The sequence below is a fragment of the Leucobacter sp. wl10 genome, assembly GCF_003569785.1.
Taxonomy (GTDB): Bacteria; Actinomycetota; Actinomycetes; order Actinomycetales; family Microbacteriaceae; genus Leucobacter.
On record NZ_KZ984002.1, the window covers coordinates 1 to 14,457 of the forward strand.

Below are 14,457 nucleotides of genomic sequence, written 5' to 3' on the forward strand. Positions count from 1 at the left end.
CCCGGTGTTGCATCGACCGGTTGAACTCACCCAGGTCCCGTCCGAGCATGTCGGTGCCGAAGGGGTGCTCCCATGAGATCGCCTGCAGCACCTGTGAGGTGTCCTTCTGCTCTGCTGCGGTGCCCCAGATCCACGGCGCTACGGCGGCGAGAATGAGCAGCAGCGCCAGGAAGAGCGCCGAGATCAGCCCTGCGGGTCGACGGAGTACGTATGTGAGTGTCTGAAGCATCAGGTCGCCTGTGTGAGTGTCGTGCGGGGATCGAGTGCCGCGATCGCGACGTCGACGAGAAGGTGGACTATGAGGATGATCGCGGCGTAGACGAGGGCGAGGCCCTGCACGATACCGTAGTCGCGCGCCCCGATGGCGTTCACGAAGGCCTGCCCGATGCCGGGCCAGTTGAAGACCTGTTCCACGAGCACGCCGCTCGTGATCATGATGCTGAGCACGACGCCGCCGAAGGTGAGTGTCGCGGTGAGCATGTTCGGGAGGGCGTGCCGCAGGTACACCCGGAGCCTCGGGAGCCGCTTCGAGCGCGCGGTGCGGATGTAGTCCTCCCTCAGGACGTCGATGGCCTCGACGCGGGCGAGGCGGGCAAGGGCGGCTGCCGATGCCGTCGCGAGAGCGACCGCGGGCAGGACGTATCCCTCCGCCGACTGATTTCCCGCAACGGGGAGGGCGCGCAGCACGATGGAGAACACGATCACGAGCCCGACGCCGAGAAGGTACTCCGGGATGTTGGCGAGAAAACCGGTTGTCGAGGAGAAGACCGGGCCCTCGGTGCCTCTCGACCGCTTCGAGGCGAAGACGGCCGCGCCGAGACCGAGGGGGACGGCGATGAGGAGCACGAGCGCGAACGCGATGAGCGAGAGTTCGAGCGTCGCGGGCAGGCGCGTCGCCACGAGTTCGGAAACCGCCCGCCCGTTGACGAGCGACACGCCCAGGTCGCCGCGCACCAGCCCGAGCAGATAGTTCGCGTACTGGACGAACAGCGGGAGGTCGAGCCCGAGCTGCTCCCGGCGCGCGCGCACGAGCGCGTCATCGGCCGTGGCCCCGAGCGCCGCCCGCACCGGGTCGGCACTCGACAACCGGAGCACGAAGAAGGTCAGGGTCACGATCACCCACATCGCGAACAGCGACTTCGCGAGGCGCCGCACGAGGAAGCCGAGCCACTGATTGACTCGGCCTCCCGCGGGCTTGACGCGATCCCTCAGCAGAACCGCCCGGGTGGTGTCGCTCATTTGAGGCGCATGCTCGAGGGCTGCAGACTCAGGAGGGCGCTCGCCTGCAGATCCACACCCACGCCGTACAGCGTCTTGGTGTAGGTGGACAGCGGGAGGACGTCGGAGGCCGAGAAGAGCGCGTCGGTGGCGTCCTGCCACGCCGCACAGGCCTCCGCGCCCTGCAGGCCATTGGCGCGCGCGCCGATGGCGGCGTACTCCTCGTTCGCGATTCTCGCCCAGTTGCGCCCGTCCGGGGGAGCCGCACCGGTCCACGCCTGGTACCAGGTCGAGGGGAGAGCGGCGTTGTTGGAGAACCAGACCATGTCCCAGTCCCCGCCTCCCACGACCACGTCGACCCACTGGTTCGAGGGCGTCAGCTCCACGTTGAAACCGGCGCCGGTGAGCTCGGACTGGACGAGCTCCATGGCGGGCGTGATCGCCGAGGTCTCGTCTGGGTTGAAGATGAGCACGATCTTCGGCGGAGCAGCGGAGGCGACCGTCTTCGCCGCCGCGGCGGGGTCGTACTGCGGGATGGAACCGGTGCTGTCGGAGGCGGAGCAGACGGGCGACTGCGGGGTCAGGCTGGTGAGCATCTCGCCGCGCCCCTCGGAGATGACGTCGCCCACGCTCGTGCGATCGATCGCCTGCACGGCGGCCTCGCGCAGCGTCTGGTCGGCGAAGGGCCGTCCCTCCGACTGGTTGAAGAGGAGCTTGCCGGAGCCGATGGTGAGGTCGACGGACGAGGTGGGCTGCGCCGCGTCGACGCGGTCCCGGTCGGAGCCGCCCACGTAGCCGATGTTGGCCTGGCCCGACTGCAGCATGTTGGCACGGGTGGAATCGCTCGTCACGACCTCCGCGGAGACGGTTTCTGGAAGGTCGGCCGAGGTGGCCCCGTCCCAGCCCCAGGTGTAGTCATCGCGGACCTTGAACGTGTAGGACTGGCCCGGCACCATGTCCGCGAGCGTGTAGGGGCCCGTTCCTTGGGGGCTCGTCGCGAGCGTACTCGGGTCGTTGAGGCCGCTCTTGCAGATCATCGGCACCATGCCGAAGTTCAACGCGCGGAAGCCGTCGCGGTCGTCGCCTCGGGATCGGAATGTGATGGTCCGCGCATCTGCGTTGGTCTTGATGTCGACGCCCGCGACCGGAATGGCGCTGCCCAGGTGGATCGAGGAGGTGCTCGGGTCCATGTTGTACTCGAAGGTCGCGGCCACGTCGTCCACCGTGAACTGCGAGCCGTCAGCGCAGGTCACGTCGTCGCGGAGGGTGAAGGTCGTCTCATCGGAGCTGGTCTCCCAGGACTCGGCGAGCCCCGGCCGAGGCTCGCCGTCCCGGGGGAACTGGATCAGGGTCTCGTACATGAACGGATAGAGCTCCTCCGCCCCCTGAGTCCACAGTTGCGTGGGATCGAGCGATCCGGGATCGGAGGAGACGAGCAGATTCACCTCGCCTGCGTTCGCTGCGGACGAGCAGCCGGCCAGGAGCGTGCCGGAGAGTGCGACGGCAGCGGCGGCTGCTCCGATCCTTCTGATGTTCATCTATCCTCCTCGATAGCGTCACGATGCGAGGAGCCGCTCGGTTCGCAGATGCCCCACGGGCCCCTCGTAGTCAGTTCTACCCGACGCGCGGCCGCTCGCCGCGAGACAGTGTGTTCCCGTTTCGCGAGCGGGCGCGACACTCTATTCCCCCTGCTCCTGCGCGCTCCGGGCGGGAGCCTGGATTCCCAGCTGCGGAACGGATCCGGAGGGAAACAGCCGGACCGATCGCTGCAGGACCGCGGCGGCGCGGAACACGGTCTCGTCCTCGTAGGGCGCGCCGACGAGCTGAACGCCGGTCGGCACCCCGTTATCCGCGAAACCGGACGGTGCGGACAGCACGGGAACCGACCCGATCGCGTTCCAGAGCATCGTCATGAGCCCGGCGTCGGGATCGACGAAGGTCTGTCCCTCGATCCGCAACTCGGTGTCGCCGAGGTAGTCGGAGTCGGCGTCGAAGCCGCGAGTGGTCACGGTGGGGCAGATGAAGAGGTCGTAGTCGTCGAAGACCCGGCGGAAGGGCGCGGAGATCTCGGCGATGAGGTCATCGTGGTCGTACGGTCCGCCCCGGAGGAGCTCGGTCTTCCGCCGCCAATTGACGGGGATGTACGGCGACAGCAGCTCCGATCCGGGAGGCGTCCCGTCGCCGTCGCGAAGGATGTGCGCGGCGAATGCGCGGAGCACCGTCTCCCGCTCTACGACGACCTCCGGAAACTCCACCGTTGCGCCACCGGCCCTCAGCACCTCGGCGACCGCTCGGATGTTCGCGCGGATCTCAGGGTCGACGGCATAGCTCCCCAGATCCTCCGAGATCGCGACGCGCAGCCCCTCGACCGAGCGGGGCGCTTCAGGGAGCACGTACTTCGGCTTCACCGAGGTGAAATCCTCCGTGCTGGGGCCCGCGATCACGTTCTGCAGCAGGATCGCGTCCTCGACGGTCCGCGCGAGCGGCCCGAGGTGCATGAAGGTGTCCAGATTCCACGGCGGGGCGATCGGTACCCGCCCGCGCGGCGGCTTGTAGCCGATGGTCCCCGTGAACGAGGCGGGGATCCGGATCGACCCCGCCACGTCGCTTCCGGTGGCGAGCGTCGTGACGCCCGACGCGAGCGCTGCAGCGGACCCGCCGGAGGAGCCGCCGGCCGCGAAGGCGGGGTTCCACGGGTTGCGGGTGACGCCCCAGAGCTTCGACCGCGTGAATGGCGCGGCGCCGAATTCTGCGCTCGTGGTTCGCGCGTGCACGACGGCTCCGGCGTCGATGATGCGCTGCCCCATGACGGAGGTGTGATCGGCGACGTGGTCCTTCAGGGTGAGCGACCCCTGGGTCCACGGCTGACCGGTGATGGGGAGATCCTCCTTGATCGCGACGGGAATGCCCTCCAGGTCGCGCACGGGTCCGTCTCCCGCGCCGAGATAGCGTCGCTCCGACTCCCGCGCCGCGTCCATCGCGCGCTCGAAGTCGAGGTGGCACAGCGCGTTGACGACGGGCTCGGTCTCCTCCGACCGGCTGATGAGCGCCTCGAGCAGCTCGACCGGCGAGAGCTCTCGGGCTGCGAAGAGGCGCCGCGCCTCGGTCGCCGTCAGGTAGCAAATCTCGGGTGAAGTACTCATGCTGCTCCGATCGAGGTGCGTCGCGGCGGGGAAGCGCCACCATTGAGTCAGTTCTATCGGAGGCGGGGTCGTGCGCCGCAAGACAGTGTGTCCCCGGTTCGCCGGTGATCGCGACAGTCTATTCCTGCCCCGAGGCGGTGCTTCGCGGCCCGGGGAGAGCGGGTACGATCGTGTGAATCGGAGGATTGGCGAGCCTGGTGGCGCCCGGCGGAGCGGACGGTGAGATGACCTATCGGCAGGAGGGCGAGTCGTACGCGAAGATCCTCGCGGTGGAGGATCTTCTCGCGCTGCCGTCGATCGCGGCCGCGGAACCCGAGGTGCTCGTCGGCGGCCCGGCGCTGCGCAACGCGGTGCGCTGGGTGTACGTCTCGGGCGTGGTTCGCACCCTCGAGTTCATGCGCGGCGGCGAGGTGCTCATCACGAACATGAACGGCTGGCCCACGGGGCCGGAGGACCTGATCGAAGTGACGAGATCGCTGCGGGAGCGCGGCGCCAGCGGGGTGTTCATCGACACGAACTCGCGCACCCCAACCGTCCACCCCGCCTTCGTCAGCGCGCTCGAGGAGTACGGGATCGCGATGGTGCTGCTGCACCGTCGCGTGGACTCGGTCCGCGCGACGGAGGAGGCGCACCGGCGGATCCTCGTGGGGCAGAGCCAGGCGCTGAAGGCCCGCGACGAGATCCACCAGCTGCTGACCACCGCCGTGCTCCGCGGCGCTTCGGCTGAGTACCTCGTCGGGCATCTCGGCCTCATCCTGCAGAGCGCGGTGGTGCTGGAGAACTCCTCCGGTGAGGTGATCGCGATCGGCGGCACCGACTGGGGGTCGGAGCACCTCGCACAGCTCAATCGGCTGCGCCGGAGCGCCGCGAGCGGTACGGAACTGCCGAAGGGCGCCACCCAGGTGCCGATCGAGGCGCGCGGCACCACCTGGGGAAGGATCATCGCATTCCCCGGGCCGGATCACCCGTCGGGCCGGCTGGTGGTGCTCGAGCAGGCGGCCATCGCGCTCGCCGTCGAACGGCTTGTGAGCGGGGATGAGGGGGAGTGGATGCGCGAGTCGCAGCGCTCGCTGCTCGCATCGCTGATCGGCGGCATGTACCTCACCGTCGGAGCGGTGGAGAACCGTCTCGACGCGCTCGGGTTCTCGGTCGAGTCGCGCAGTCTCTACGGGGCGGCGCTGATCGGCGCAGCGGCACCCGACGAGCGCCGCCTGCGCGCGGCCGTCGCGAAGTATCACGCCGATGTGCTGCTGTCGACGCACCGCGAGGGGGCCTGGTGGCAGACGGACCTGCTGTTCTCGTTCCCGAGCGCCACCGTGTTCGATGAGCGGCTCGCGGAGACGCTGATCGGCGAGACCTTCGGCTCCGTTCGGCCCCGTGCGCGACTCACGCTCTTCGTCGGAACCGACGCCTCGAATGCGGAGCAGCTCACCAATTCCGTGCTGCAGGCCTCAGAGTACGCGGAGAGCACCCGACTGCGCAGACCGGAGCCCGCCGAGAACGGCGTCTGGTTTCTCGGCCATCGCCCGCTGGCCAACGTGATACCGGGCCTCAAGCGGAACGACGGGGTGCAGCGGATGGCGGCGCAGATCCTCACGCCGCTGGTCGAGCACGACCAGAAGTACGGCTACGAGCTGCTGCAGGTGATCCGCTGCGTCGTGGCCAATCCGATGAACCGCTCGCAGGCGATCCAAGACTCCCGGATGTCGCGGACGATGTTCTACAAGCGCCTGAGGATCATCGAGGAGATCCTTGCCGGCGAGAACCTCAAGCTCGACCTCGAGAGCGGGGAGGGAGTCGCCGCGCTCTACCTCGCGCTGCAGGTGTTCAGCGCGCCTCTCGCGGAGTAACCGGAGGGCGCGCGAAGAGCGCGGCGTCGAGCACGACCACCTCGCCGGAGGTGGTGATCGCAACGGGGTTGAGGTCGAGGCTCTGCAGGCGGTCGCCGTGGTCGGCTGCGATTCGGGCCAGTGCCCGGACGAGCCGCTCCAGCGCCGCGGGGTCCGCTGCTGCGCGGCCCCGGGCGCCCCGCAGCAGCGCCGCGCCCTGAAGGTCTGCGACCATCCCCTCGCTCGCGCCGTGCGCGAGCGGCAGGCCTCGCATGGTGACGTCTCCGAGCACCTCAGCCCAGACCCCGCCGAGGCCGAGCAGGACGACCGGGCCGAAGGTGGGATCCTCGTGGATTCCCGAGATCAGCTCGAGAGTCGCTTCGACCATGGGGCTCACGGTCACGCCCTGGATCACGGCGTCGGGCGCCGAGCCGGCCGCGGCGCCGAGCACCCGCTCCGTCGCGGCGGAGACCTCCTCCGCGGTCTTCAGATCGAGCGCGACTCCGCCCGCCTCGGTCTTGTGGGCGATATCCGGCGAGCAGATCTTCACCGCGACCGGGAACCCGATCGCCTCTGCCGCCTCTGCCGCCTCCGCAGGCGTCGTCGCGAGACGCTGCTCCACGACGGGAACGCCGTACTCTCGCAGCCAGTGCAGGGTTGTGAACTCGGAGGCGTCGTCGGGGAGGGGGACGGGATCCTGCGGAATCGGCTGCATCGCCTCGGCCGCCTCCGCGGCGCGGCGCGAGGCGCCGAAGCGGTGCAGACGGTGCAGCGTGTCGACCGCCATGGCCGGTGACGAGAGCACCGGCACGCCGCCGGCACGCAGGCGATTGCGCAGGCCCTCCGACTCCTGCCCGGAGAGGATGACGGCGACGATGGGCTTCGGCGAGGCGCGCGCCAGTTCGATGAGGCGGTCGACCCAGGCGAGGCCGTCGGGCCCGCCCGCGCTGGCGAGCGCCACGAGCACGCCGCCGACGCCCGGATCGTCGACGAGTGCGGCGGCGATCTCGGCGATCGCCCGGGGCCGTTTCACGTTCTGGGCCGTCACGTCGATCGGGTTCGACACGGGACGGCCCTGCGCGAACTCGGGCAGATTCGCGCGCACCTGCTCGCGCGTCTCGGGCCCGAGCTGCGCGAGAGGCGCTCCGATCTCGTCCGCCCGGTCGGCCGCGAGTGCAGCGGCGCCTCCGGAGTTGGTGACGACCGCGATGCCGCCCGAGTCCGGGTACGCGCCGAGCAGCGCCGCAGCCGCCATCGGCGGAACCTCATCGAGATCCTCCACCTCGATGACCCCGTTCTGCCGCAACAGAGCGCGCAGCACCGGGTAGGCCCCCGCGAGGGCGCCCGTGTGCGACTTCACCATCGCGGCCCCGCTCTCGGTGCGCCCCGCCTTGAGCGCGATGAGCGGCTTGCCGGCCGCGCGAAGCCGACGGCAGACCTCGATGAAGCGTGCGCCCTCGCGGATCTCCTCGAAGACGGTCACGATCACCCTCACGCTGTCGTCCGCGGCGAAATGCTCGAGCAGATCGACCACCGTGAGGTCGGCCTCGTTACCCGTCGCCACTCCGAAACCGACTGGCACCGAAGCGGTCAGCAGCCGATCGCAGAGGGAGGTCATTCCCGACCCGCTCTGAGACACCACGGCGACCGCACCCGAATCGTCGATCGGCCGCTCGCCGTACCAGACGAAGGACAGCGGGATCCCGCGCGCATAGTCGTGAATGCCGAGCGTGTTGGGCCCGAGCAGCACCATGTCGTGCTCTCCGGCGATCTCCCGGAGGCGGCGCTGGGCGGCTACGCCCTCGTCTCCGGAGCCCTCGGCGAACCCCGAGGTGATCACCACGACGGCGCGGGCACCGCGTTCGGCGAGCGCCTCCACGGCGGGGATGACGGCGCTGCCGGGCGTGACGACCACGGCGACGTCCGGTGCTTCGGGCAGCGCCGAGGGATCGGGGTAGGCGCGGTAGCCCGCGACCTCGTCACGGACCGGATTGACGGGGTAGACCGTGACATCCGCGCCCGACTCGCGCAGGAAGCGGACCGGCTTGCCGGACGGCGAACGCAGGTTGCTCGACGCGCCCACCACGGCGATGATCCGGGGGCGGAGCAGCGGGCCGAGGTCACGCATCCTGCGCTGCCCTGCGATAGGCCCCGAGTCCCGGCTTGAACTCCTTGGTGTCGAGGAACTGGGAGAGCCCCTTCTTGCGGCCCTGCTCGGGATCGCGGGCCGACAGCTGCGCGGACTTCGCCGCGAGGTAGTCGGTCGCCTGCTCGTAGTTCATGGTCGCGGAGTGGCGCAGCGCCTCCTTGGTCGCCCGCACCGTGTGCGGGTTCAGCGCGAGGAGCGTGCCGGTGAGCTCGGCCACCGCCGCGTCCAGCTGATCGCGGGGCACGGAGTCGTTGACGAGGCCGACCTCCTTCGCGCGCTTGCCGTCGAACGGCTTGCCCGTCAGCGCGTAGTAGAGCGCGTCGCGGTAGCCCATACTGAGGACGACGTCGCGAGTCACGAGCCCGCCGGGCAGGATGCCCCAGTTGACCTCCGAGAGGCCGAACTGCGCCTCGTCGGCAGCGATGGCGAAGTCGCACGAGACGAGCGGCATGAACCCGCCGCCGAAGCACCACCCGTTCACCGCCGCGATGGTGGGGCGGGGGAAGAAGCGGAGCCGGTTGTACGACCACTCCCGCATGGTCCACTTCGCGCGTTCGGAGAGCACCGGGTCGTTCTCGGTGTCGCGGAAGTACTCCTGCAGATCCATGCCGGCGGTGAAGGACTCGCCCGCACCTGTCAGGACGAGCACATCGGTCTCGGGATCGGAGGCGAGCCTGGTGAGCGCGTCGAGCATCTCGTCGTTGAGCTGCGGGCTCATGGCATTGCGCTTGGCGGGCCGGTCGAGGGTGACCGTCGTGACCCGGTTCTCGGTCTCGACCTTGATGCATTCGTAGATGGGCACAGCAACTCCTTCGTGATACGTGTCACTTTGACGCTCAAAAGATATAACAATTTTTTGATTAGCGTCAAATCAATGATAGATGTTCATCGATTATTGCGAGAGGAGCTCGTGATAACGCTCGGCCGCGTGCTCGCCGAGGGTCGTATGAAACCGCACGAACAGGCGGCGTGCCTCGTCGCCCCGCCAGCCGGCCGGCTGGAGCTCGGCGGGCAGGCGGGGGTCGCGCTTCGCGAAGTTGCGATAGGCGTTGACGAGCCGGATGCGGGCGGTGGCGGCCCGCAGGGGATCGCCGGCGGCTCGCTCCAGCTCTGCGGCCCGCAGCCGCAGCCCTCGCACGAACCGCTCGTAGTCCGCCGCCAGCGGCGCCAGATCCCAGCACTGCTCGACGAGTGCCCGGTCGGCCGAGAGCCCCTCGGTCCGGGTGGTCAGCGGGGTGATCCGGGCTCCCGGAAGGCCCGCGGCGAGCGCGTTCACGTCGTCGAGCGAGGGGTCGGGTCGCAGCCACGTGGCCGGGGCCAGGGCACCGAAGCCGAGCCAGACGAGCTGCTTTCTGAGCGTGTCGCGGGTGTGCCGGTCGCTCTCGGGCACCGTGTAGATGACCATGGCCCACTCGCCGCCCCAGGGCCGGGGTTCGCGATGGAACCATCTGGCTCCCTCGCGGAGCCGCGTGAGGCACGTCTCGGTGAAGATGTAGACCGATTCGCGGCCCTCTCGTCGGACGTCGAACCATTCGCGCTCGCGCAGCCGGGCCAGTGTGACGCGCATGGTCGGGCCGGGGATGCCGAGTTCTTCCCCGAGGGTCACGAGGTGTTTCAGGCGAATCTCCCCGATGCCCGAGCGATCGAGGTCGCCGAGCAGGTCTGGGACGAGCGATCTGGGGTGGGCGGGGCTCTCGGGTGGCGTCATACCGGCATGATATTGCGGCGGAGCGAGGATGTCCGGCAAATAAAGAACAAATAGTTGATGACAGACGAGATAGTGATATATATTGAGATATGGAAGGCCAAAGGAGGAACCGCATGAGGGCATCCCGATCTACTCTCCTCGCACGCTGCATCGGCGATCGCGCCCCGCTGGGCGGGGGGCCTGCCAGGTGAGCGTCTCCTGGGATCGCGGCGTGCTCGTGGTCGGCGCGGGCATCGGCGGGCTCACCCTCGCGCTGCAACTGCATCGCGTCGGAGTGCCCTTCAGGGTCATCGAGGCCGCCCCCTGGCTCGAAGCGATCGGCGTCGGAGTCAACATCCTGCCGCACGCCTCTCGGGAGCTGCACGAGCTCGGGCTCGGCGATGCGCTCGACCGCGTCGCCATCCGCACCCGCGAGGCGCGCTACTACAACCGGTTCGGGCAGGCCGTTCACACCGAACCGCTCGGCGCGGCGGCCGGTTACCGGTGGCCCCAGTATTCGATTCACCGCGGAGATCTGCAGGGGATTCTGCTCGATGCTCTCTCGGCGCGGGCGGGGACCGGGAGCGTGCAGCTCGGCACGCGTCTCGTGGGGATCGAGCAGCACGAGCGGGGAGTGCGCGCCGCGGTCGAGACGCGGTCCGGTCCGGCGACGATCACGGCCGACGTCGTGGTCGGCTGCGACGGCGTGCACTCGGCGGTGCGGCGCGAGCTGCACCCCGGCGCGAGCGGCCCGGTCTACTCGGGCTGCACGATGTGGCGGGGCGCCACGCTCTGGCCGCCGTTCCTCGGGGGCGCCGCGCTGGTGCGAGCCGGGTGGCTGGCCTCCGGCAAGATGGTGATCTACCCCATTCGCGACGACGTCGACGGGCAGGGCAACCAGCTGATCAACTGGGTCGCCGAGATCGAGACGCCCCAGCGCTCCGATCGCTCCTGGAACCGCGAGGGGTCGATCGACGACATCATCGAACCGTTCTCGGACTGGAACTTCGACTGGCTCGACGTCCCCGGGCTGATGCGCGCGACCGGCACGATCCTCGAGTATCCGATGGTTGACCAGGAGCCGCTGGAGCGGTGGACCTCCGGCAGGGCGACACTGCTCGGCGATGCCGCCCACCCGATGGTGCCCCGGGGCTCCAACGGAGCCGGGCAGGCGATCCTCGACACCCGCGCGCTGGCCCGCGCCCTGGCCGAGGCCGACGACCCGGCCGAGGCGCTCCTCGACTACGAATCCCAGCGGAGGGAGGCGACCTCCAGGGTCGTGCTGCAGAACCGGAGGAATCCTCCCGACGCCATTCTGCGAGAGGTCTACGAGCGCACGGGGGACCGGCCGTTCTCGCACATCGAGGACGTGATGCCGGCGGCGGAGCGGGAGCGGCTGCTCGAGAGCTATCGCGCGGTCGCGGGGTACTCGCTCGACGACCTCGCCCGGGGAGGGGGAGGAACGTGAGCGCGCACGAGGCGAAGGTCGGCGCGCGCCGGCGCTGGGCGCCGAGCACCGGCCCGTTCTCCACGGCTCGCGGCATGCTCCCCCTCCTCGTCGTCTCCGTGTTCCTGTTCGCGCTGCCGATCCTCATGCTCATCGTGGGGGCCTTCCGCAACGCGCCTCCCGGTCAGGCTCCGGCGTGGTCGCTCGAGGCCTTCGCGCGCACCTACGGAAACCCCGACACATTTCTCGCGCTCGGCAACTCGGCGCTCCTCGCCGTGTCGAGCACGCTGATCGGCGTGTCGGCGGCCATCGTGCTCGCGTTCCTCGTCACGCGCACGACGACGCCGCTGAGACGCCTCGTCACGCCCGCCATGGTCCTGGTGCTCGCGCTGCCCCCGCTGTTCTACGCGCTGAGCTGGGGCATGCTCGGCAACCCGGTCATCGGGCTCATCAACGTCGCCTGGACGAACATCACCGGCGCGGCTGAGCCGCTGTTCAATGCCGAATCTTGGGCCGGGCTGATCCTCGTGACCGCGCTCAAGAACGCTGCCTTCGCCTACCTGCTTCTCATCGGCCCCTTCTCCGCGCTCGATCGCGCGCTCGAGGAGGCGGCGCGGGTCTCCGGCGCCGGGAGATTGCGCACGCTCCTCGGAATCGACCTCGTGGTGCTCTCGCCGGCCATGCTCGGAGTCGGGATCCTCTCCTTCGTCATCGGCCTGGAGGCGTTCGAGGTGCCGTTGCTGCTCGGCACCCGCGCCGGCATCGATGTCTTCTCGACCGAGATCTACTCGCACATCGCCGACCGCACTCCCGCCGACTACGGGGCCGCGAGCGCGCTCTCGATGCTGCTGATCCTCATCGTGATCGTGCTCGTGCTCCTGCAGTGGTCGTTGCTCGGGAAGCGCCAGTACACCACCGTGACGGGCAAGAGCTTCAGAACGGAGCGCTGGGACATCGGAGCGTGGAGCTGGGCCGGCACCGCGTTCATCGTCGCCTATCTGTCCCTCGCCATCGTGCTTCCACTGCTGCAACTCGTGCTCGGCAGCCTGCAGCCGGTGTTCGGCGGGTCGGGCGCGCTGACCGTCGTCGCGTATGAGCGGCTCTTCGCAGACCCGGCGACGCCCCGAGCACTGCTCACGACCTTCGCCACGGCGATCGCGGGCGGACTGGGGGCGATGCTCATCGCGCTGACCATCGTCTACGCGCTCACGCACAACGAGACGCGCCTGCGGCGCTGGATCGAGCTGCTCACGTGGCTGCCCTACGCGGTGCCGGGCGTCGTCCTCAGCCTCGGTCTGCTCTGGACCTACGTGAGCATACCGGGTCTCAACCGGCTCTACGGCTCGATCGTCCTCGTGGCCCTGGGCCTCGTCGTGGCCGTGACTCCGGTGGCGACGCGGGCCATTCAGCCCGCGATCATGCAGCTCAACCGGGAGCTCGAGGAGGCCTCGCGAGTGAGCGGGGCGAAGCCGTGGGCCACCGTGCGGCGCATCGTGGTGCCGCTGATCCTGCCGAGTTTTCTCGCCGGCTGGTTCGTGGTGGGGATCGTGGTCTCGGGCAACCTCGCGATCCCGATCCTGCTCGCCTCGAGCCGACAGACCCCCACGGTGCCGATGCGCGTCTTCGAACTCTACAGCGAGGGCCGCACACCGCAGGCCGCCGCGCTGTTCGTGGTGTTCCTCTCCGTCATCCTGCTGGGCTTCCTGCTCGCTTCGGGAGCGGTACGTCTGCTGAGCGCGGCGGCCCGTTCGCGACGAGCCGCCTCCGAGGGAGAGCCGCTCACCCGCGACGCGTCGTCGCGCGCCGGCGACTCCGACGGCACCCTTGCCACCGCCACGACTGCTCGACGAAGAGGAGAACCATCATGAAGTATCGAGGAGGCACACTGCTCGCGGCCGCCGCCGCGGCAGCGCTCACGCTCGCGGGCTGCTCCGCGAGCGGAGGCTCAGGGGGAACGTTCGACGACGCCTCGCTGACCGAGACCGAGGTCGAGTCGCTCGGCGGCCGATCGGCCGTCGACGAGATGGCCGGCCTCTACGCCCAGGCCGTCGAGGCCGGTGAGACCACCGTCACCGTGTACGGCGCGGGCGAGAACGACAAGGGACCGCTCTACGAGAGGTTCACCGAGCGGTTCCCCGGGATCGATGTGGTGGGGGAGTACCTCGTCGGCCCGGATCTCGCCTCCCGCCTCGAGGGAGAGGCGGCCAGCGGACAGCGCACGGGCGACGTGATCAACAGCGGCGACACGGCGGTGCTGAACGCGCTCAATCAGGGTTGGGTCGAGCCCTTCCGGCCCAAGACGGCGGAGGGGCTTCCCGAGGAGTACTCCAGCGAGGACGGCGCCGTCAACGCGCCCTTCGCGCTGGCCTTCGGTTTCGCATACAATCCCGAGCTGCTGGGCCCCGACGAGGTGCCGGCGGGCTGGCAGGACCTGCTCGACCCCCGGCTCGCGGGGAAGATGGTGACCGAGGACGCGCGGAAGAACGGCGCCAGTTTCAGCGCACTGTCGAAGATCATGAACGACGGCCGGCTCGGCGACGACTACGTCGAGCGTCTCGCCGCACAGGACATCTCGTTCGAGTCGACCGTCCCCGTCGCGGGGCAGCTCGTCGCCGCCGGGCAGTACGCGCTCAACCCGGTCTACCCGCTGAGCTTCTACATGCGCGACGCGGCCGAGGGAGCGCCGATCGAGTTCGTGTTTCCCACGGAGGGAGGCGTGCACATGTCCCCGCACTACGCGGCGCTGCTGGCCGACGCGCCGAACCCGACGGCGGCGAAGCTGCTGCTCACCTGGCTGTTCACGCCCGAAGCGCAGGCGGCAGCGGCGGAGATCGCGTACTACCCCCTCATGCCGGGCGCTCCCGGCCCTGCAGACTTTCCCGCCGCGGACCAGCTCGACCTGTTCGCGCCGTTCCGGCTGGAAGACGTCAACGCGATCACGGCGAAGAACCTGGACACCGTGAAAGCGGTGTTCTCCGACTGAC

10 protein-coding genes and 1 pseudogene are annotated in these 14,457 nt (G+C 69.4%); 4 read left to right on the forward strand and 7 right to left on the reverse strand.

From position 1 onward, the window contains the following. The 4 genes and pseudogenes from D1J51_RS13330 to D1J51_RS13345 all read right to left on the reverse strand — a co-directional run. Positions 1-229: pseudogene (locus D1J51_RS13330) on the reverse strand (hypothetical protein); the annotation flags it as partial. After that, the gene (locus D1J51_RS13335; protein WP_119075962.1) at positions 229-1,239 is read right to left on the reverse strand and encodes an ABC transporter permease; all 1,011 of its coding nucleotides are present in this window, start codon (positions 1,237-1,239) and stop codon (positions 229-231) included. The gene D1J51_RS13335 and the pseudogene D1J51_RS13330, both read right to left, overlap by 1 nt. Next, positions 1,236-2,756, reverse strand: coding sequence for an ABC transporter substrate-binding protein (locus D1J51_RS13340; protein WP_119075964.1), 1,521 nt, complete (start codon positions 2,754-2,756; stop codon positions 1,236-1,238). The genes D1J51_RS13335 and D1J51_RS13340 overlap by 4 nt, the downstream gene beginning before the upstream one ends. 141 nt (positions 2,757-2,897) lie before the next feature. After that, positions 2,898-4,361 (reverse strand): amidase, encoded by a 1,464-nt coding sequence (locus D1J51_RS13345; protein WP_119075966.1) that lies wholly within the window; start codon positions 4,359-4,361, stop codon positions 2,898-2,900. A gap of 224 nt (positions 4,362-4,585) precedes the next feature. On the opposite strand from D1J51_RS13345, the gene D1J51_RS13350 reads away from it, so the two are divergent. Then, positions 4,586-6,211 carry a PucR family transcriptional regulator gene (locus tag D1J51_RS13350; RefSeq protein ID WP_162903843.1) on the forward strand — a complete coding sequence of 542 codons (1,626 nt, stop codon included), beginning with the start codon at positions 4,586-4,588 and terminating at the stop codon, positions 6,209-6,211. Here D1J51_RS13350 and D1J51_RS13355 read toward each other — a convergent pair. The 3 genes from D1J51_RS13355 to D1J51_RS13365 all read right to left on the reverse strand — a co-directional run bounded on the left by D1J51_RS13355 (position 6,189) and on the right by D1J51_RS13365 (position 10,047). Next, the gene (locus tag D1J51_RS13355) at positions 6,189-8,318 is read right to left on the reverse strand and encodes an acetate--CoA ligase family protein (RefSeq protein WP_119075970.1); all 2,130 of its coding nucleotides are present in this window, start codon (positions 8,316-8,318) and stop codon (positions 6,189-6,191) included. The two genes, D1J51_RS13350 and D1J51_RS13355, sit on opposite strands and share 23 nt — an antisense overlap. Next, positions 8,311-9,141, reverse strand: coding sequence for a p-hydroxycinnamoyl CoA hydratase/lyase (locus D1J51_RS13360; RefSeq protein ID WP_119075972.1), 831 nt, complete (start codon positions 9,139-9,141; stop codon positions 8,311-8,313). The genes D1J51_RS13355 and D1J51_RS13360 overlap by 8 nt, the downstream gene beginning before the upstream one ends. A 90-nt stretch (positions 9,142-9,231) precedes the next feature. Then, positions 9,232-10,047, reverse strand: coding sequence for a PaaX family transcriptional regulator (locus tag D1J51_RS13365; RefSeq protein ID WP_162903844.1), 816 nt, complete (start codon positions 10,045-10,047; stop codon positions 9,232-9,234). Positions 10,048-10,234: 187 nt separating this feature from the next. On the opposite strand from D1J51_RS13365, the gene D1J51_RS13370 reads away from it, so the two are divergent. Genes D1J51_RS13370 through D1J51_RS13380 form a run of 3 tightly spaced genes read left to right on the forward strand, consistent with a single transcriptional unit; the run spans position 10,235 to position 14,456 of the window. Then, positions 10,235-11,494, forward strand: coding sequence for a flavin-dependent oxidoreductase (locus D1J51_RS13370; protein WP_119075976.1), 1,260 nt, complete (start codon positions 10,235-10,237; stop codon positions 11,492-11,494). Next, positions 11,491-13,341, forward strand: coding sequence for an ABC transporter permease (locus D1J51_RS13375; RefSeq protein WP_119075978.1), 1,851 nt, complete (start codon positions 11,491-11,493; stop codon positions 13,339-13,341). Before D1J51_RS13370 ends, D1J51_RS13375 begins: the two co-directional genes overlap by 4 nt. Continuing rightward, a complete protein-coding gene (locus D1J51_RS13380) occupies positions 13,338-14,456 on the forward strand; it encodes an ABC transporter substrate-binding protein (RefSeq protein ID WP_119075980.1) in 1,119 nt (372 codons plus the stop codon). Before D1J51_RS13375 ends, D1J51_RS13380 begins: the two co-directional genes overlap by 4 nt. The last annotated feature ends 1 nt before the right edge of the window (position 14,457 follow it).

Excerpts from the sequence above, each read along its gene's own strand:
- D1J51_RS13365 (WP_162903844.1), bottom strand. The coding sequence starts at position 10,047 with ATGACGCCACCCGAGAGCCCCGCCCACCCCAGATCGCTCGTCCCAGAC.
- D1J51_RS13345 (WP_119075966.1), bottom strand. The coding sequence starts at position 4,361 with ATGAGTACTTCACCCGAGATTTGCTACCTGACGGCGACCGAGGCGCGG.
- D1J51_RS13335 (WP_119075962.1), bottom strand. The coding sequence starts at position 1,239 with ATGAGCGACACCACCCGGGCGGTTCTGCTGAGGGATCGCGTCAAGCCC.
- D1J51_RS13340 (WP_119075964.1), bottom strand. The coding sequence starts at position 2,756 with ATGAACATCAGAAGGATCGGAGCAGCCGCCGCTGCCGTCGCACTCTCC.
- D1J51_RS13380 (WP_119075980.1), top strand. The coding sequence starts at position 13,338 with ATGAAGTATCGAGGAGGCACACTGCTCGCGGCCGCCGCCGCGGCAGCG.
- D1J51_RS13350 (WP_162903843.1), top strand. The coding sequence starts at position 4,586 with ATGACCTATCGGCAGGAGGGCGAGTCGTACGCGAAGATCCTCGCGGTG.
- D1J51_RS13355 (WP_119075970.1), bottom strand. The coding sequence starts at position 8,318 with ATGCGTGACCTCGGCCCGCTGCTCCGCCCCCGGATCATCGCCGTGGTG.